General features: G+C 63.4%; 14 protein-coding genes. 3 read left to right on the forward strand and 11 right to left on the reverse strand.

Going from position 1 to position 17581, the window contains the following annotated elements; genetic code table 11:
* Nucleotides 1–27 precede the first annotated feature (27 nt).
* Nucleotides 28–1035: a nucleoid-associated protein YejK gene (yejK, locus tag L1P09_RS04505; protein WP_009687046.1), complete on the reverse strand. Its 1008-nt coding sequence runs from the start codon at nucleotides 1033–1035 to the stop codon at nucleotides 28–30.
* A 370-nt stretch (nucleotides 1036–1405) separates the two neighbouring features.
* Between yejK and L1P09_RS04510 the strand changes: the two genes are divergently transcribed.
* Nucleotides 1406–1687 carry an HU family DNA-binding protein gene (locus tag L1P09_RS04510; protein WP_003255106.1) on the forward strand — a complete coding sequence of 94 codons (282 nt, stop codon included), beginning with the start codon at nucleotides 1406–1408 and terminating at the stop codon, nucleotides 1685–1687.
* Between the two features lie 50 nt (nucleotides 1688–1737).
* Here L1P09_RS04510 and rlmF read toward each other — a convergent pair whose 3' ends face one another.
* The 5 genes from rlmF to L1P09_RS04535 all read right to left on the reverse strand — a co-directional run bounded on the left by rlmF (nucleotide 1738) and on the right by L1P09_RS04535 (nucleotide 8200).
* On the reverse strand, nucleotides 1738–2688 hold the full coding sequence (gene rlmF, locus L1P09_RS04515) for a 23S rRNA (adenine(1618)-N(6))-methyltransferase RlmF (RefSeq protein WP_192439706.1): 951 nt from the start codon (nucleotides 2686–2688) through the stop codon (nucleotides 1738–1740).
* Nucleotides 2689–2850: 162 nt separating this feature from the next.
* Entirely contained in the window at nucleotides 2851–5697 is a 2847-nt protein-coding gene (locus tag L1P09_RS04520) for a valine--tRNA ligase (protein ID WP_029886779.1), read from the reverse strand.
* A gap of 183 nt (nucleotides 5698–5880) precedes the next feature.
* Nucleotides 5881–6222, reverse strand: a complete 342-nt coding sequence (locus tag L1P09_RS04525; protein ID WP_009687043.1) for a hypothetical protein — start codon at nucleotides 6220–6222, stop codon at nucleotides 5881–5883.
* A gap of 5 nt (nucleotides 6223–6227) precedes the next feature.
* A complete protein-coding gene (locus L1P09_RS04530; RefSeq protein WP_009687042.1) occupies nucleotides 6228–6656 on the reverse strand; it encodes a DNA polymerase III subunit chi in 429 nt (142 codons plus the stop codon).
* 50 nt (nucleotides 6657–6706) lie between these two features.
* A complete protein-coding gene (locus tag L1P09_RS04535; RefSeq protein ID WP_009687041.1) occupies nucleotides 6707–8200 on the reverse strand; it encodes a leucyl aminopeptidase in 1494 nt (497 codons plus the stop codon).
* A 301-nt stretch (nucleotides 8201–8501) separates the two neighbouring features.
* Between L1P09_RS04535 and lptF the strand changes: the two genes are divergently transcribed.
* Nucleotides 8502–9617 (forward strand): LPS export ABC transporter permease LptF, encoded by a 1116-nt coding sequence (gene lptF, locus L1P09_RS04540; protein WP_029886778.1) that lies wholly within the window; start codon nucleotides 8502–8504, stop codon nucleotides 9615–9617.
* Nucleotides 9610–10671, forward strand: coding sequence for an LPS export ABC transporter permease LptG (gene lptG / locus L1P09_RS04545; protein ID WP_029886777.1), 1062 nt, complete (start codon nucleotides 9610–9612; stop codon nucleotides 10669–10671). The genes lptF and lptG overlap by 8 nt, the downstream gene beginning before the upstream one ends.
* 214 nt (nucleotides 10672–10885) lie before the next feature.
* On the opposite strand, the gene L1P09_RS04550 is transcribed toward lptG, so the two are convergent.
* From L1P09_RS04550 to gcvP, 5 genes are all read right to left on the reverse strand, one after another.
* Nucleotides 10886–11374 carry an RDD family protein gene (locus tag L1P09_RS04550; RefSeq protein WP_029886776.1) on the reverse strand — a complete coding sequence of 163 codons (489 nt, stop codon included), beginning with the start codon at nucleotides 11372–11374 and terminating at the stop codon, nucleotides 10886–10888.
* Between the two features lie 88 nt (nucleotides 11375–11462).
* A complete protein-coding gene (locus L1P09_RS04555) occupies nucleotides 11463–11675 on the reverse strand; it encodes a cold-shock protein (protein WP_054905899.1) in 213 nt (70 codons plus the stop codon).
* A gap of 358 nt (nucleotides 11676–12033) precedes the next feature.
* Entirely contained in the window at nucleotides 12034–13155 is a 1122-nt protein-coding gene (gene gcvT, locus L1P09_RS04560; protein WP_054881586.1) for a glycine cleavage system aminomethyltransferase GcvT, read from the reverse strand.
* A gap of 27 nt (nucleotides 13156–13182) precedes the next feature.
* A complete protein-coding gene (locus tag L1P09_RS04565; RefSeq protein ID WP_054881587.1) occupies nucleotides 13183–14559 on the reverse strand; it encodes an L-serine ammonia-lyase in 1377 nt (458 codons plus the stop codon).
* A gap of 156 nt (nucleotides 14560–14715) precedes the next feature.
* Nucleotides 14716–17571, reverse strand: coding sequence for an aminomethyl-transferring glycine dehydrogenase (gcvP, locus tag L1P09_RS04570; RefSeq protein ID WP_235768526.1), 2856 nt, complete (start codon nucleotides 17569–17571; stop codon nucleotides 14716–14718).
* Between the last annotated feature and the right edge of the window lie 10 nt (nucleotides 17572–17581).

Raw genomic sequence — 17581 nt, forward strand, 5'->3', positions numbered from 1 at the left:
GGAGCAGGTCGCGCGGCCCATGGGCCGTCAGTCCTTGCGTCGCTTCAGCTGGTCCACCAGGGTGGTCGGCAGCCCCTTGATGATCAGGGTGCCGGCGGCCTCGTCATACTCCACCTTGTCGCCCAGCAGGTGCGCCTCGAAGCTGATCGACAGCCCTTCGGCACGCCCGGTAAAGCGACGGAACTGGTTGAGGGTGCGTTTATCCGCCGGAATCTCCGGCGACAAGCCGTAGTCCTTGTTGCGGATATGGTCGTAAAACGCCTTGGGCCGGTCTTCGTCGATCAGGCTGGACAGCTCTTCCAGCGTCACCGGTTCACCCAGTTTGGTCTGGGTAGTGGCGTACTCGACCAACGTCTGGGTCTTTTCGCGGGCGGATGCTTCCGGCAAGTCTTCGCTCTCGACGAAGTCGCTGAAAGCCTTGAGCAGGGTGCGGGTTTCACCCGGGCCGTCGACACCTTCCTGGCAGCCAATGAAATCGCGGAAATAGTCCGAGACTTTCTTGCCGTTCTTGCCCTTGATGAACGAGATGTACTGCTTGGAGTTCTGGTTGTTCTTCCACTCGGACAGGTTGATGCGCGCCGCCAGGTGCAACTGGCCAAGGTCAAGGTGACGGGATGGGGTGACGTCGAGTTCGGCATTCACCGCCACGCCTTCACTGTGGTGCAGCAGGGCGATGGCCAGGTATTCGGTCATGCCCTGTTGGTAATGGGCAAACAGCACGTGACCGCCGGTGGACAGGTTGGACTCCTCCATCAGCTTCTGCAGGTGTTCCACGGCCTGGCGGCTGAAGGCGGTAAAGTCTGTGTCGCCTTCCAGGTACTGCTTCAGCCAGCCGCTGAGCGGGTAGGCCCCCGACTCGCCGTGGAAGAAGCCCCAGGCCTTGCCTTGCTTGGCGTTGTAGCTGTCGTTCAGGTCTGCCAGCAGGTTTTCGATGGCGTCGGAAGCCGCCAGTTCGCTATCGCGGGCGTGCAGCACGGCGGGGCTGCCATCAGGCTTCTTGTCGATCAGGTGAACGATGCAATGACGGATAGGCATGAAATTCTCGGCGGGCTGCAAAAGTCGCCAAGTTTAACCCAGACACCCAGTGGTGCAGTGGCCGGATGTTGGCCGAAATGCCGGTTGTTCGTTTTTTGTTCATTTTTGTACGTTTTAAGCCAAAACCCCTGAAAAACCTGCATTTAATCGAAGTGCGCTGCGGATATTTATCCACTCCTGTGGTAGCTTTGCGCGGTCTTGCGCCCCACGCGTGGCGCATTGCTGGCAGCGTGCTGCCGTCGTGTCGAACCAAACGCCGATTTAAGTATCTACATACCCAATTGGCGCGGCCCTCCACTACAAGGGGCTGGCCCGATAACGTCGTCGTTCGCTGCATAACCATCGAATTTGATAGGGAAGGAACACCACCATGGCATTGACCAAAGACCAACTGATTGCCGACATCGCCGAGTCGATCGCCGCGCCGAAAGCCACCGCCAAGAACGCACTGGAGCAACTGGGCCAGATCGTTGCTGACCAGCTGGAAAACGGCGCTGAAATCACCCTGCCAGGTATCGGCAAGCTGAAAGTCTCGGAGCGTCCTGCCCGCACTGGCCGCAACCCTTCGACTGGCGCTGCCATCGAAATCGCTGCCAAGAAAGTCGTCAAGTTCGTGCCAGCCAAAGTGCTGACCGACGCTATCAACAAGTAATTGTTGCTGCTTTGACGAAACCGCGCCCGGCTTGCCCGGGCGCGGTTTTTTCATGCCTGTGATCGGCCCTGGGCGTACCAGCCCTGGCGTGCCGCTTCGTCGTGGAAGCTCCAGGCAACCATGCGGCTCTGCTTCTGGCCCTGGCCCATTTCGACGACACGTACGACCTTGGCACCGGCCTTCTTCAGTGCAGCCTCTATGCCCGGCAGGTTGCTGGCCTTTGACACCAGGCTGGTGAACCACAACACGCTTCCGGCGTACTGCACGCTTTCGCTCACCAGTTGGGTGACAAAGCGGATTTCGCCACCCTCGCACCACAATTCATTGTTCTGGCCACCAAAGTTCAGCAGCGGCAGCTTGCGTTTGGGGTCCTGCTTGCCCAGGTTTTTCCACTTGCGTTGGCTACCGCGGGTGGCTTCGTCGCGGGAGGCGTGGAAGGGTGGGTTGCACAGGGTCAGGTCGAAACGCTCCTCTGGCTGCAACAGACCGGTGAGGATATGGCCCCGGTTCGCCTGCTGGCGCAGGGCAATGGCCTTGCCCAGGCCGTTGGCCTGGACGATGGCCTTGGCCGAGGCCAGCGCTACCGGGTCGATATCCGAGCCGAGAAAGCGCCAGCGGTAGTCGCTGTGGCCCAGCAGCGGGTAAATGCAGTTGGCACCCACGCCGATGTCCAGCGCGCGTACCTGGGCGCCCTTGGGAATTTCCCCCGCGTTGTCCGTGGCCAGCAAGTCCGCGGCTACGTGGATGTAGTCGGCGCGGCCGGGAATGGGCGGGCACAGGTAGTCGGCGGGGATATCCCAGTGCTGGATGCCGTATTGGGCCTTGAGCAGGGCACGGTTGAATACCCTTACGGCTTCTGGGTTGGCGAAGTCGATGCTGGGTTTGCCGTGGGGGTTGGTAATGGTAAAGCGGGCCAGGTCAGGGTGGGCCTTGATCAGGCTGGGGAAGTCGTAGCGCCCCTGGTGCCGGTTGCGCGGGTGCAGGGTAGGTTTGTCGGTCATGGCGGGGTCCGGTGTTGCAGGCCTTGGGGCTGCTGTGCAGCCCTATCGCGACACAAGGCCGCCCCTAAAGGATAGCGGCGCCTGTGAAACCGGCACCGTCCTGTAGGGGCGGCCTTGTGTCGCGAAAGGGCCGCACAACGGCCCCAGCGGTCTATCAGGTTGTCACAGCGCTGCAATGCGCGCGTGCTGCTCGGTGAAGTTGGCCAGGGCCTGTTCGGACTCGGCCAGCTTGGCGCGCTCCTTCTCGATCACCGCAGGCGGGGCCTTGTCGACGAAGGCAGCGTTGGACAGCTTGCCACCCACGCGTGCCACTTCGCCCTGCAGGCGCTGAATTTCCTTGTTCAGGCGCGCCAGCTCGGCATCCTTGTCGATCAGCCCGGCCATCGGTACCAGCACTTGCAGGTCACCCACCAGCGCAGTAGCCGACAGCGGTGCCTCTTCGGCATCGCTCAGCACGGTGAACGATTCGACCTTGGCCAGCTTCTTCAGCAAGGCTTCGTTCTCTTGCAGGCGGCGCTGGTCGTCGGCGTTGGCGTTCTTCAGGAACAGCGGCAGCGGCTTGCCCGGGCCAATGTTCATTTCGGCGCGGATGTTGCGCAGGCCGACCATCAGCTCTTTCAGCCATTCGATATCACCTTCGGCGGCAGCATCGATGCGGCTTTCATTGGCCACCGGCCATGGCTGCAGCATGATGGTCTTGCCTTCGATACCGGCCAGCGGTGCGATGCGCTGCCAGATTTCCTCGGTGATGAACGGCATGAACGGGTGTGCCAGGCGCAGCGCCACTTCCAGCACGCGCACCAGGGTGCGGCGGGTGCCGCGGGCGCGCTCGACCGGGGCATTTTCGTCCCACAGCACAGGCTTGGACAGCTCCAGGTACCAGTCGCAGTACTGGTTCCAGATGAACTCGTACAGCGCCTGGCTGGCCAGGTCGAAGCGGAACTGCTCCAGCTGGCGGGTCACTTCGGCTTCGGTGCGCTGCAGCTGCGAAATGATCCAGCGGTCAGCCAGGGACAGCTCATAGGCCTCGCCGTTCTGGCCACAATCCTCGCCCTTGTCCAGCACGTAGCGGGCAGCGTTCCAGATCTTGTTGCAGAAGTTGCGATAGCCTTCGACGCGGCCCATGTCGAACTTGATGTCGCGGCCTGTGGAAGCCAGCGAGCAGAAGGTGAAGCGCAAGGCGTCGGTGCCGTAGCTGGCGATGCCTTCGGGGAATTCGGCCTTGGTCTGCTTGGCGATTTTCTCGGCCAGCTTGGGCTGCATCATGCCGCTGGTGCGTTTTTCCAGCAGGGCGTCGAGGGTGATGCCGTCGACGATGTCCAGCGGGTCCAGCACGTTGCCCTTGGACTTGGACATCTTCTGGCCCTGGCCATCACGCACCAAGCCATGCACGTACACGGTCTTGAATGGAACCTGCGGGGTGCCGTCCTCGTTCTTGATCAGGTGCATGGTCAGCATGATCATGCGCGCAACCCAGAAGAAGATGATGTCGAAGCCCGTCACCAGTACGTCGGTGGAGTGGAACTTCTTGAGGAATTCGGTCTGCTCCGGCCAGCCCAGGGTAGAGAAGGTCCACAGGCCCGAGCTGAACCAGGTGTCGAGCACGTCGTCGTCCTGGCGCAGCACCACATCGGCGCTCAGTTGGTGCTTGGCGCGCACTTCCTGTTCGTTGCGGCCAACGTAGACCTGGCCGGCCTCGTCGTACCACGCCGGAATGCGGTGGCCCCACCACAGCTGGCGGCTGATGCACCAGTCCTGGATGTCGCGCATCCACGAGAAGTACATGTTCTCGTACTGTTTGGGCACGAACTGGATGCGGCCGTCTTCTACGGCAGCAATGGCAGGCTCTGCCAGCGGCTTGGTGGACACGTACCACTGGTCGGTCAGCCAGGGCTCGATCACGGTACCGGAACGGTCGCCTTTCGGCACTTTCAGGGCGTGGTCGTCGATGCTGACCAGCAGGCCCTGGGCGTCCAGGTCGGCCACGATCTGTTTGCGCGCCACGAAGCGGTCGAGGTTGGCGTACTGCGCCGGCAACTGGGTGTCGACCTGCTCGTTGACGCTGCCGTCGAGGTTGAAGGCCTGGGCGTTGGCCAGCACGACGGCATTCTTGTCGAAGATGTTCAGCAGCGGCAGGTTGTGCCGCTTGCCGACTTCATAGTCGTTGAAGTCGTGGGCCGGGGTGATCTTCACGCAGCCGGTGCCGAACGCCGGGTCGCAGTAGTCGTCGGCGATGATCGGAATGCGGCGGCCCACCAGCGGCAGCTCGACGTACTTGCCGATCAGTGCCTGGTAGCGTTCGTCATTCGGGTTGACCGCCACGGCGGCGTCGCCCAGCAGGGTTTCCGGGCGAGTAGTGGCAACCACCAGGTAACCCTCGCCTTCGGCGGTCTTGGCGCCATCGGCCAGCGGGTAGCGCAGGTTCCACAGGTGGCCTTTTTCGTCGTGGTTTTCCACTTCAAGGTCGGAGATGGCCGTGTGCAGCTTGGTGTCCCAGTTGACCAGGCGCTTGCCGCGGTAGATCAGGCCATCTTCGTGCAGGCGCACGAAGGCTTCCTTGACCGCTTCGGACAGGCCGTCGTCCATGGTGAAGCGCTCGCGGCTCCAGTCGACCGACGAGCCCAGGCGGCGGATTTGCCGGCTGATATTGCCGCCGGACTGATCCTTCCATTCCCAGACCTTCTCCAGGAACTTCTCGCGGCCCAGATCATGGCGGTTCTGGCCCTTGGCCTCGAGTTGGCGCTCGACCAGCATCTGGGTGGCGATACCGGCGTGGTCGGTGCCTGGCTGCCACAGGGTGTCGCGGCCTTGCATGCGGCGGAAACGGATCAGGGCATCCATGATCGCGTTGTTGAAGCCGTGGCCCATGTGCAGGCTGCCGGTGACGTTCGGCGGCGGGATCATGATGGTGTAGGACTCGCCTGCACCTTGTGGAGCGAAATAGTTCTCGGACTCCCAGGTGTTGTACCAGGAAGTTTCGATGGCGTGCGGCTGGTAGGTCTTATCCATGCGCGGCGGGACCCTGTGCATTTATTCGGGAAAGCCGGGAAGTATAACCAAGCTGGGGGCCGCAGGCGACAAGCTGCTGACAACTGTCGGAACTGTGTTGCCTGCTGCCACAAGCCCACCACAGGCATTGAGGTCCCTGTAGGAGCGGGCATGCCCGCGAAGCAGGCACACCGATGTGCGGTTTTACTCGGAACGCTTGATCAACCGCTCGATGCGCGCATCCAGCCGGCGCTTGATTTCGTTCTCGATATGCGGGGTGAAGTCGTTGATCACGTCCTGCATGATCATCTGCGCCGCGGCGCGCAGCTCACTCTCCAGGTGCAGCAGGGTGTCCTGGCGGCGCGTCTGCGGGTCTTCCTCGGGCGCAGCCGCCTCGGTAACCGGCGCGTCCGGCAACAACGGAAGTTGCTCGACCGTTTCGGTCAGCAGGGGGGGTTGCAGGTCGGCATCGCCGAGCAACTGGCGGATCGACTCAAGGTCGTCGAGCAGGTGAGCCGAGTCGGGCAGGGGGGAGTGCTTGTCCATCGTCGTCAAAGTCGCTGTAAGCGGTGGTCTTGCAGAGCATAGCCCTGTTCACGGTAGAAACGGAATCGCTCTCGCGCCGATTGGCGAATGTCGGGCGCCTCGACGACGATTTCCGCCACCCGCTCGAACTGGCCGACAAAGCCCGGCACGCTGGCGCCCAGGTTGATCAGCAGGTCGTGATGGTCACCGGCGTGTTCCGCCAGGCCCAGGGCCACGCCGGCGTCGGCATGCACCTCGGCCAGGTCGTGGGGCACGAAGGCTTCGCCCTTGAAGCGCCACAGGCGCAGGTCCAGTTCGTCGCGTTGCTCGGCATCCTGGCAATGCAGGTAGACCCGGTGGCCAAGGCGCCAGGCCTTTTCACACAGTTTGCAGGCGAAATCGAGCCGCGCCGACAGCGAGTCGGTAGGCAGAATATAGAAGTCGACTTTGCTCATGGTCGGTATGGCCGGCCGGTGGCGCGCCAGGCACCACCGGCGTCATGGCCTCAGGCGCCAGCGCGGTCCAGCAGGTACTGGGTCAGCAGCGGCACCGGGCGACCCGTGGCGCCCTTGTCCTTGCCGCCGCTGACCCACGCCGTACCGGCGATGTCCATGTGCGCCCAGTTATAGGCCTTGGCGAAACGCGACAGGAAGCAGCCTGCGGTAATGGTGCCGGCCTTCGGCCCGCCGATGTTGCCCATGTCGGCGAACGGGCTGTCCAGTTGTTCCTGGTACTCGTCGAACAGCGGCAGTTGCCAGGCGCGGTCGTCTGCGCGCTTGCCCGCGTCGAGCAATTGCCCGACCAGGTCGTCGTTGTTGCCCATCAGGCCGGAGGTGTGGCTGCCCAGGGCGACGATGCAGGCGCCTGTCAGGGTAGCGACGTCGATCACCGCCTGTGGCTTGAAACGCTCGGCGTAGGTCAGGGTATCGCACAGCACCAGGCGGCCTTCGGCGTCGGTGTTGAGGATTTCCACGGTCTGGCCGCTCATGGTGGTGACGATGTCACCCGGGCGGGTGGCGCCGCCACTTGGCATGTTCTCGGCGCAGGCCAGCAGGCAGACCAGGTTGATGGGCAGTTGCAGTTCCAGCACCGCACGCAGGGTGCCCATGACGCTGGCGGCACCGCACATGTCGTACTTCATTTCGTCCATGCCGGCGCCGGGTTTCAGGCTGATGCCGCCGGTGTCGAAAGTGATGCCTTTACCTACCAGCACGAAGGGCTTGTCGGCCTTCTTGCCGCCCTGGTAGTTGAGCACGATCAGGCGTGGCGGCTGGTCGCTGCCCTGGCCCACGGCGTAGAAGGCGCCCATGCCCAGGTCCTTGATTTTCTTCTCGTCGAGCACTTCGACCTTCAGTGCCTTGTGCGCCTTGCCCAGGTCCTTGGCCTGCTCGGCAAGGAAGCTCGGGTGGCACAGGTTAGGTGGCAGATTGCCCAGGTCGCGGGTGAACGCCATGCCGGTGGCGATGGCGCTGGCGTGCTTCACCGCGCGCTCGACGTCGGCCTGGCCGGCCTTGTCTGCCAGCAGGGTGACTTTTTTCAGTGCGCGCGGCTCGACCTTCTGGCTCTTGAAGCGGTCGAACACGTATTCGCCGTCCTGCAGGGTTTCGGCCAGCAGGCGGTACTTGCCGTAATGGGCATCGCGGTTGCTGACGGCGATATCGTCCAGGGCCAGCACGGCATCGGCGCCGTTGAGCCCCTTGAGCACACCGGCGACGCTGGCGACCAGCTTGCGCCAGGCGCGGTCGCCCAGGGCTTCGTCCTTGCCACTGCCGACCAGCAGGACGCGTTCGGCCTTGAGGCCCGGAAGGTTGTGCAGCAGCAAGGTCTGGCCCGGTTTGCCGGCCAGGTCACCGCGTTTGAGTACCGCGCTGATGGCACCCTCGGTGGCCTGGTCGACGGCCTTGGCCACCGCGCCAAGTTTGCGATTTTCACCGACTGCAATGACCAGGGTGGCGGTTTTTACCGATGCAGCAGCTACGCTTTTTACAACCAGTTCCATGTCAGGGTCCCCGAATGATCGATACAAATGGCGCTGTACATTGCAGCGCTCTGGACGGGCCTGGCCGCGTCGTCGCGCGCCAGCGGAAAAGCTGCCAGTTTGAGCCTGCCGCCCGCGTGCTGACAACCCCGTTATGCGCCTTCACGCGCCGCCAAGTGACAGGCGCAGCCAATCACAGGATAATGCGCGCACTTTACATGGAGGTTCGCCTTTGGCGAACCGGCATTGGTCTTGGATGTACTAAGTCATTGTTTGGCGCCATTGCATGGCAGTCCACCCTGACAACCCAGGAGTGTCTGGTTTGATCGTCTTTCGTTATCTGTCCCGCGAGGTCCTGGTGACCTTGAGCGCCGTCAGCGCCGTGCTGCTGGTGATCATCATGAGTGGGCGCTTCATCAAGTACCTGGCCCAGGCCGCCCAGGGCGTGCTCGACCCGGGCGTATTGTTCCTGATCATGGGTTTCCGCCTGCCGGGTTTCCTGCAGCTGATCCTGCCCTTGGGGCTGTTCCTCGGCATTCTGCTGGCGTACGGCCGCCTGTACCTGGAAAGCGAAATGACCGTGCTCTCGGCCACTGGCATGAGCCAGCAGCGCCTGCTGGGCATGACCATGGCGCCGGCTGCACTGGTGGCGCTGCTGGTGGCCTGGCTGAGCCTGAGCCTGGCGCCACTGGGCGTGGCCCAGGTGCAGCAGATCATCGCCCAGCAGGACACCCTGACCGAGTTCGACACCTTGGTGCCAGGCCGTTTTCAGATGCTGCGTGACGGCTCGCGGGTCACCTACACCGAGCAACTGTCGGACGACCGCGTCAAGCTCGGTGGCGTGTTCATCTCCGAGAAACGCTTCAATCAGGACAAGACCAAGGACCGTGCGCCGTCGGTGCTGGTGGCGGAAAAGGGCCACCAGGAGATCCAGGCCGATGGCAACCGTTACCTGGTGCTGGAAAACGGTTACCGCTACGACGGTAACCCCGGCCAGGCCGACTACCGGGCCATCAAGTACGACACCTATGGCGTGTTGCTGCCCAAGCCGGAAGTGGCCGAGGAAGTGACCGAGCGCGAGGCCATTCCGACCCTCGACCTGTTCGGCAAGACCGACCTGCGCGAACGCGCCGAACTGCAATGGCGGCTGTCATTGCCGATCCTGGTCTTCGTGGTGACCCTGCTGGCGGTGCCGCTGTCGCGGGTCAACCCGCGCCAGGGCCGCTTCCTCAAGTTGCTGCCGGCGATTCTTCTGTACATGGCCTACCTGACAATGCTGATTTCCGTACGTGGCGCCCTGGAGAAGGGCAAGTTGCCGATTGCCTTGGGCATGTGGTGGGTGCACGGGCTGTTCCTGCTCATCGGCCTTGGCCTGATGTACTGGGAGCCATTGCGCCTCAAGCGTGCCGCCCGCCGTGCGGAGGTGGCCCATGGCTAAGCTCGACCGCTACATCGGCCAGAGCGTGCTGCTGGCCATCCTGGCAGTGCTGGGGATCATCCTCGGCCTGGCCTCGTTGTTCGCGTTCATCGATGAGATGGGCGACCTGAGCGACACCTACACGGTGATGCAAGCCGGTTACTACGTCTTGCTCACCGCGCCACGGCGGCTGTACGAAATGCTGCCCATGGCTGCGCTGATCGGCTGCCTGATTGGCCTGGGCAGCCTGGCCAGCAGCAGCGAACTGACCATCATGCGTGCGGCCGGTGTGTCCATCGGGCGTATCGTCTGGGCGGTGATGAAGCCCATGCTGGTGCTGATGCTGGTCGGCCTGCTGATTGGCGAATACGTGGCGCCGGTCACCGAGAACAAGGCCCAGGCTGACCGCTCGCTGGCCCAGGGTGGGGGCGAGGCGCAGAGCTCCAAGCGTGGCATGTGGCATCGCCAGGGCGAGGAGTTTGTGCACATCAACGCCGTACAGCCCAACGGCCTGTTGCTCGGCGTGACCCGCTACCGCTTCGACAGCGAGCGCAAGATCCAGACGTCGAGCTTTGCCCGGCGTGCCCAGTACACCGACGATCACTGGTTGCTCAGCGACGTCAGCACGACCTTCTTCCGCGGGGACCACACCGAGGTGGTGAAGGCCCCCACCGAGCGCTGGGACGTGTCGCTGACTCCGCAACTGCTGAACACCGTGATCCTGGCGCCGGAGTCGCTGTCGATCACCGGCCTGTGGGACTACATCCACTACCTGTCCGACCAGGGCCTGAACAACGCCCGTTACTGGCTGGCGTTCTGGACCAAGGTCCTGCAGCCGATGGTGACTGCGGCACTGGTGTTGATGGCCATTTCATTCATCTTCGGCCCGCTGCGCTCGGTGACCTTGGGCCAGCGGGTGTTCACTGGCGTGCTGGTGGGCTTCGTATTCCGCATCGGCCAGGACCTGCTCGGCCCTTCGAGCCAGGTGTTCGGCTTCCCGCCCTTGCTGGCGGTGGTCATCCCGGCGGGCATTTGTGCCCTGGCCGGTGTGTGGTTGCTGCGCCGGGCGGGGTAATGGCTTGAGCTGGAGATAATGCTTGTCTGTTAAGCGTTACTGGGGCTGCTTTGCAGCCCTTCGCGGGCACGCCCGCTCCCACAGGTTTGGCGCTGAACTCAAGAAATGCGCGATCCCCTGTGGGAGCGGGCGTGCCCGCGAAGGGTCGCAAAGCGACCCCAAATTACTTAACTGACAGGCATTAACCCTAGGTCGGCTTTTTCATTGGGGCTTTCTATTTCTTCTGTTTCGGCACACGCACCAACTGGCTTTCGGAATAGATGTCATGCCAGCCCCGCTTGCGTTTGTCGATCAGCGCCCAGAAGAAACCCAGCCCCAGGCACAACCACGACGCGATCGACACCACAAAGCGCAGCAGTGCCTGCCACAGGCTGATCGCCGAACCATCTGCGTTCTGTACCCGTACGCCCCACACCTGCATGCCCAGCGTCTGCCCGCCGTGGGTCCAGAACTTGGCGAAAAAGCCGAACAAGGCGAACAGCAGCACCGTGGACAGCAACGGGTCGCCGTCCAGTGCGCCTGCCTCGGTCAGCTCGCGCATGCGGGCTTCGCCAATGATCGCCATCTGGATCATCTTGTAGGCCCCAGCGGTCACGATCAGCAGCGCGGTGCACAACAGGAAGTCGTAGAACATCGCCGCCAGGCGTCGGCCCAGGCCGACCGGCGGAAAATCACCCTGGGGTGTGAGCAAAGGCTTGGACATGCAAAACGGCTCCAGAAGATGAAGCCGCTATTCTACGGGCAAAAAAAAGCCCCTGCACTTGGCAGGGGCTTTTGCAGTCGGGTTCGGCTTAGCTTGCAACCTGGACTTTATCCGCTTGCATGCCTTTCTGGCCCTGCACGGCCTCGAAAGTGACCTTTTGGCCTTCTTTCAGGCTCTTGAAGCCGTTGCCTTCGATTGCGCGGAAGTGCACGAACAGATCCGGACCGCTTTCTGGGGTGATGAAACCGTAACCTTTTTCGTCATTGAACCACTTGACGGTACCGTTCTGACGTTCAGCCATTGTCTTATTTCCTATGGAGCTCGAATTTTGATGACAGTTACTTTCGCACGTTGTGTAAGCGAAAGATTACTGGGCTGGGTTGCAGGAAAGTAAGAGACGTCGAACGGGTTGTAGCAACGCTTGGCTACTGGCCCAGGTCACGAACTATTGCGACCCATGCAAACACAGTGGAATGACTCTACGCCAACTCCCGAGCGAAAAACAAGCCCTCGGCCACGCGGAAAAACGGCCTTTTTTCACGCACCGATCACCATCGTGCAAACGGCATGGTGGCTGGCCTGGCGCCATGTTCAAAAGTTACCGGGCAGGTTTCGGAAACGAATATGCCACGCCTGCCCGCAACCTTTACAAAGCCGATTCACCCACGGTAGTAACGTTGCGCCACGAAAGGCATTTTGCTGACTTTCAAGGCCACCTTCTTGCCACGCACCACGGCAAATAGCGCGGTGTCGATTGCCGCATGTTCACTATCGATATAACCCATTGCAACGGGCGCCCCAAGTGTCGGGCCAAAACCGCCGCTGCACACTTTGCCGACCAGTTTATCGTTGGCATCGACAATGTCCGCGCCTTCGCGTACAGGCGTTCGCTCTTGCGGCAACAGGCCGACACGTTTGCGTGCCACACCGTCGCGCTGCTGGGTAAAGATGGCCTCGGCGCCCGGGAACCCACCCGCACGCTGGCCGTCGGCGCGGCGCACCTTGGAAACCGCCCACAGCAAGCTGGCCTCGACTGGGGTGGTTTCGCTGTTCATGTCGTGGCCATACAGGCACAGGCCGGCTTCCAGGCGCAGCGAATCACGGGCACCCAGCCCGATCGGCTGTACTTCCGGTTCGGCCAGCAGGCGGCGGGCCAAGGCTTCGGCAGCGCCGGCCGGCACCGAGATCTCGTAGCCATCTTCGCCGGTGTAGCCCGAGCGGCTGACGAAGCAGTCTTCGCCCAGCAGTTTTACCTCCCGCAACTGCATGAAGGTCATGTTGGCCACTTCCGGCGCCAGCCGCGCGAGTACATGCGCTGCCGCCGGGCCCTGCAGGGCCAGCAGCGCACGCGCCTCGAACAGCGGCTGCACGTCGCAGGCGTTGCCGATCTGCGCTTGCAGGTGAGCCAGGTCCTGCGCCTTGCAGGCCGCGTTGACCACCAGGAACAGCTTGTCGTCGCCCAGGTTGGCGACCATCAGGTCGTCAAGAATGCCGCCTTGCGCATCGGTGAACATGGCATAGCGCTGCATGCCCACTGGCAGGTCGATGATGTCTACCGGCACCAGGCTTTCAAGGGCTTTGGCAGCGTTGGCACCGTGCAGGATGATCTGGCCCATGTGCGACACATCGAACAGGCCGGCCTGTTCACGGGTATGCAGGTGCTCCTTGAGGACGCCCAGCGGGTACTGCACCGGCATGTCATAGCCCGCGAACGGCACCATGCGCGCCCCCAGCTCCAGGTGCAAGGCATGCAGTGGGGTCTTGAGCAGTGTTTCGGACATCGGTGACTCCTTGCTTTCGTTAGTGGGTCAACACTCGATGATGTTGACGGCCAGGCCGCCACGGGCGGTCTCTTTGTATTTGCTTTTCATGTCGGCGCCGGTCTGGCGCATGGTGCGGATGACCTTGTCGAGCGACACGTAGTGCTGCCCGTCGCCGCGCAAGGCCATGCGCACCGCATTGATCGCCTTTACCGAGCCCATGGCGTTGCGCTCGATGCAGGGCACCTGGACCAGCCCGCCAATGGGGTCGCAGGTCAGTCCCAGGTTGTGTTCCATGCCGATTTCGGCGGCGTTCTCCACTTGCTGCACACTGCCGCCCATCACCTCGCACAGCGCCCCTGCAGCCATCGAGCAGGCCACCCCGACTTCGCCCTGGCAGCCCACCTCGGCACCGGAGATGGAGGCGTTTTCCTTGTACAGGATGCCGATGGCCGCAGCCGTGAGCAGAAAACGCACCACCCCGTCTTCGCTGGCACCGGGCACGAAGCGCATGTAGTAGTGCAGCACCGCGGGGACGATACCGGCGGCGCCATTGGTGGGCGCGGTGACCACCCGCCCGCCATAGGCGTTTTCCTCGTTCACAGCCAGCGCATACAGGTTCACCCAGTCCAGTACCGACAGGGCATCGCGCAGGCTGGCCTCCGGGTGCCGGCTGAGCTGGCGGTACAGTGCCGGTGCCCGGCGCCTGACCTTGAGCCCACCCGGCAGAATGCCCTCATGCTGGCAGCCGGCTTCGACGCAGTCCTGCATCACTTGCCAGATGCGCAGCAGCCCGGCGCGGGTTTCTGCCTCTGGGCGCCAGGCCTGCTCGTTGGCCAGCATTACCTGGCTGACCGCCAGGTTGTGTGTGGTGCAGTGGCCAAGCAGCTGTTTGGCGGTGGTGAACGGGTAGGCCAGGGCGGTGCTGTCCTCGACAATGCGGTCGTGGCCGGCGGCGGCTTCGTCAACCACGAAGCCGCCGCCCACCGAGTAGTACTCGCGGCTGCGGATTTGAAGGCCGGCGTTGTCGAATGCGCGGAAGATCATGCCGTTGGGGTGGTAGTCCAGTGGCTTGCGGATCATTGCCAGGTGCTGCTTTTCATTGAAGGCAATGGTGTGCTCGCCCAGCAGCTTGAGCTTGCCACTGCTGCGGATCGCCTGCAGGCGGGCGGGGATGCTGTCGGTATCGAGGGTGTCCGGCTGTTCGCCTTCAAGGCCGAGCAACACAGCCTTGTCACTGCCGTGGCCTTTGCCGGTGGCACCCAGTGAGCCATACAGCTCGGCCTTGACGCTGGCCGTTTTGGCCAGCAGGCCATCACGGCGCAGCCCTTCGGCAAACCGCGCAGCGGCGCGCATCGGGCCGACGGTGTGGGAACTGGAGGGGCCGATGCCGATCTTGAACAGGTCGAAGACGCTCAAAGCCATTGCTCGTTCCCTCCAGAAAGAAAAGGCGAGTGCTGCGCACTCGATCGCCGGCAAGCCAGCGCCCACAGGTACGACGTTCCTGTGAGAGCAGGCTTCTTACAGGTGCAGCACAACCCTTGCAGGCAGTGGAGCCCTTGTGGGAGCCGGCGAGCCGGATCAGGCGTCCTGATAGCTCTCGATCGACGGGCAGGCGCACACCAGGTTACGGTCGCCGAATACGTTGTCGACGCGGCCGACCGGTGGCCAGTACTTGCCTTCCACCAGGCCAGGCAGCGGGTACACCGCCTGCTCGCGGCTGTAACCGTGCGCCCATTCGCCAACCAGCTCGGCCGCGGTATGCGGGGCGTTTTTCAGCGGGTTGTCGTCTTTGTCCAGGCTACCGTCCTCGACCGCGCGGATTTCTGCGCGGATCTGGATCATGGCGTTGCAGAAGCGGTCCAGTTCTTCCTTGGACTCGCTTTCGGTCGGTTCGATCATCAGCGTGCCGGCCACCGGGAAGGACATGGTCGGGGCGTGGAAGCCGAAGTCGATCAGGCGCTTGGCCACGTCGTCGACGCTGATGCCGCTGGTGTCCTTCAGTGGGCGCAGGTCGAGGATGCATTCGTGTGCTACCAGGCCATTGCCGCCGCTATACAGGACAGGATAGTGCTCTTCCAGGCGGCGGGCGATGTAGTTGGCGTTGAGGATCGCCATCTGCGACGCACGCTTGAGGCCGGCACCGCCCATCATGCGGATGTACATCCAGGTGATCGGCAGAATGCTGGCGCTGCCGAACGGCGCGGCGCACACCGCACCCTGGGTATTTTGCAACTGCGCATGGCCGGGCAGGAACGGCGCCAGGTGCGACTTGACGCCAATCGGGCCCACCCCCGGGCCGCCGCCACCGTGCGGAATGCAGAAGGTCTTGTGCAGGTTCAGGTGCGACACGTCGCCGCCGAACTTGCCCGGCGCGCACAGGCCGACCATGGCGTTCATGTTGGCGCCGTCGATGTACACCTGGCCACCGTTGTCGTGAATGATCGCGCAGATTTCGCCGATCGCTTCTTCGAACACGCCGTGGGTCGATGGGTAGGTGATCATGATCGCGGCCAGGCGCTCGCGGTGTTCGATGGCTTTGGCGCGCAGGTCCTCGACATCGACGTTGCCGCGGGCGTCACAGGCGGTAACCACCACCCGCATGCCGGCCATGTTGGCGGTAGCGGGGTTGGTGCCGTGGGCCGACGAGGGAATCAGGCAGATGTCGCGGTGGCTTTCGCCACGGCTGCGGTGGTAGGCACGTATGGCCAGCAACCCAGCGTACTCGCCCTGCGAGCCGGCGTTGGGCTGCAGCGACACGGCATCATAGCCGGTAGCAGCGCACAACATTGCTTCCAGCTCGGTGGTCATCTGCAGGTAGCCCTGGCTTTGCTCGGCCGGCGCAAAGGGGTGCAGGTTGCCGAACTCGGCCCAGGTCACCGGGATCATTTCGCTGGCTGCGTTCAGCTTCATGGTGCAGGAGCCCAGCGGGATCATGCTGCGGTCCAGCGCCAGGTCCTTGTCGGCCAGGCGGCGCAGGTAGCGCATCAGCTCGGTTTCGCTGTGGTAGCGGTTGAATACCGGGTGTTCGAGGATGGCCGACTGGCGCAGCAGGGCCGCGGGCAGCAGCGAACCGGTGCTGGCAGCCAGCGCGGCGAAGTCTGGCAGGGGCTGGTTGCCGGCGAACAGTTGCCACAGGGCCTGCACGTCAGCCTGGGTGCTGGTCTCGTCCAGCGACAGGCCCAGGTGGGCGGCGTCGACCTGGCGCAGGTTGATACCTTGGGCGCGGGCCTGCTCATGCAGGTTGGCAGTGGCGGTGCCGGTGGCCAGGGTCAAGGTGTCGAAGGCTGTTGCACCGACCACTTGCAGGCCCAGGCGGTTCAGGCCGGCTGCCAGAACCGCGGTCAGCGCCTGGGTGCGCTCGGCGATGCGCTTGAGGCCGGCCGGGCCGTGGTACACGGCGTACATGCTGGCGATATTGGCCAGCAGCACCTGGGCGGTGCAAATGTTGCTGGTGGCCTTCTCGCGGCGGATGTGCTGCTCGCGGGTTTGCATGGCCAGGCGCAGGGCGGTCTTGCCGAAGCGATCGATCGACACGCCGACCAGCCGGCCTGGCATGTCGCGCTTGAAGGCGTCACGGGTGGCGAAGTAAGCCGCGTGTGGGCCGCCGAAGCCCAGGGGCACGCCAAAGCGCTGGGCGCTGCCGATGGCCACGTCGGCATCGAACTCACCCGGTGGGGTCAGCAGGGTCAGGGCCAGCAGGTCGGCTGCCACGGCGACCAGCGCGTTGGCGGCATGGAAGCGCTGCACCACTTCACGGTAGTCGAACACCTCGCCATTGCTGGCCGGGTATTGCAGCAGCGCGCCGAAGAAGGCACTGGCATCGCCCAGCTCGCGTTCGTCGCCGACCACCACGTCGATGCCCAACGGCTCGGCGCGGGTGCGCAGTACGTCCAGGGTTTGCGGGTGGCAGTGCACCGACGCGAAGAAGCTGTGGCTGGCCTTGTTCTTCGACAGGCGCTTGCAGAAGGTCATGGCCTCGGCTGCGGCGGTCGCTTCGTCGAGCAGCGAAGCGTTGGCGATCGGCAGGCCGGTGAGGTCGCTGATCAGGGTCTGGAAGTTCAGCAACGCTTCCAGGCGGCCCTGGGATATTTCCGGCTGGTAGGGCGTGTAGGCGGTGTACCAGGCCGGGTTTTCCAGCAGGTTGCGCAGGATGGGGGCCGGGGTATGGGTGTTGTAGTAGCCCTGGCCGATGAAGCTCCTGAACAGCTGGTTCTTGCCGGCGATGGCCTTGAGTGCTGCCAGCGCGTCGGCTTCACTCTGGCCGTCGTGCGCGCCGAGCACGCTGGTGCCCTTGATGCTGTCGGGGATGACCGCCGCGGTCATGGCGTCCAGCGATTCGAAACCGAGGGCGGCGAGCATGGCCTGCTCGTCGGCGGTGCGCGGGCCAATGTGCCGGGCGATGAATTCGTTGGCGGTGCTGAGGTTGATGGTCATGGCGCAGTCC

The sequence above is a fragment of the Pseudomonas juntendi genome (assembly GCF_021560075.1).
GTDB classification, from domain to species: Bacteria; Pseudomonadota; Gammaproteobacteria; order Pseudomonadales; family Pseudomonadaceae; genus Aquipseudomonas; species Aquipseudomonas juntendi.